The sequence below is a fragment of the Bacillus sp. B1(2022) genome (assembly GCF_040259625.1).
Classification (GTDB): domain Bacteria; phylum Bacillota; class Bacilli; order Bacillales; family Bacillaceae; genus Bacillus; species Bacillus velezensis.
In genome coordinates, this window is record NZ_JANIFO010000029.1 from 1 (window position 1) to 986 (window position 986).

Sequence of the window (986 nt, forward strand, 5' to 3'; positions counted from 1 at the left end):
TTTTTTATTTTATCTACCATGTTTTTGTTTATGAAGCTTATAATATTCCGCAGTAGCTCAGTGGTAGAGCTATCGGCTGTTAACCGATCGGTCGTAGGTTCGAGTCCTACCTGCGGAGCCATTGCTTCCATAGCTCAGCAGGTAGAGCACTTCCATGGTAAGGAAGAGGTCAGCGGTTCGAGCCCGCTTGGAAGCTTATCTAAAATACGTTGATCTGAAGCAGTTTCCGCATGTTATGGAACTGTTATTTTTTTGTTTGGATCAGTAAAAACTGTTACTGATTGCAGCAGTTAAGGTATAGGTGGTTAAAGCGCGCTTTCTGATGAAGTTAGTCTTGCTTCAATTCAAAGAGATTAACATAATTAATTGTTAAATGGTATTGACTTTTATCAAAACCTTGATATAATTACTTTTGTCATAATGAGCAGTATGTTTAGATTGGTCTGCTGGTTATACCATTTGGATTTTCACTGAATAAATAATAATACAGTTTACCGCTATCTGAGGCTGTATTCTGGCCATGCTTTACATTTTTACTTGCGGAAGTAGTTCAGTGGTAGAACATCACCTTGCCAAGGTGGGGGTCGCGGGTTCGAATCCCGTTTTCCGCTCCATTTTATCCCAACGGGATATTGTAAAATTGATTGCGCCCGTAGCTCAATTGGATAGAGCGTTTGACTACGGATCAAAAGGTTAGGGGTTCGACTCCTCTCGGGCGCGCCATAATATATTTAAAAATCGGGAAGTAGCTCAGCTTGGTAGAGCACATGGTTTGGGACCATGGGGTCGCAGGTTCGAATCCTGTCTTCCCGACCATTCTCAAACTTTAAAGATAATATACTGGTTTTCTTTTTTTCTCTTTTTTAAAAAAATGCTTGATTTATAGAGAGACACCGTGGTATATTATTAAACGTCGCTGATGAACAGCAGACAACAACAAAAAGCTTCGGAAACAACTTGAAAAAAGTTGTTGACATAAAAGAAGC

The 986-nt window shown here is 39.9% G+C and carries 5 tRNA genes; all 5 read left to right on the forward strand.

Annotation, left to right across the window (positions count from 1 at the left end):
- Positions 1-46: 46 nt before the first annotated feature.
- A tRNA-Asn gene (locus NQS30_RS21265) sits at positions 47-121 on the forward strand.
- Positions 122-123: 2 nt separating this feature from the next.
- Positions 124-196, forward strand: a tRNA-Thr gene (locus tag NQS30_RS21270).
- A gap of 343 nt (positions 197-539) precedes the next feature.
- A tRNA-Gly gene (locus NQS30_RS21275) sits at positions 540-614 on the forward strand.
- Between the two features lie 32 nt (positions 615-646).
- Positions 647-723: transfer RNA gene (locus NQS30_RS21280), tRNA-Arg, on the forward strand.
- 16 nt (positions 724-739) lie between these two features.
- Positions 740-816 (forward strand) — tRNA-Pro (locus tag NQS30_RS21285).
- The last annotated feature ends 170 nt before the right edge of the window (positions 817-986 follow it).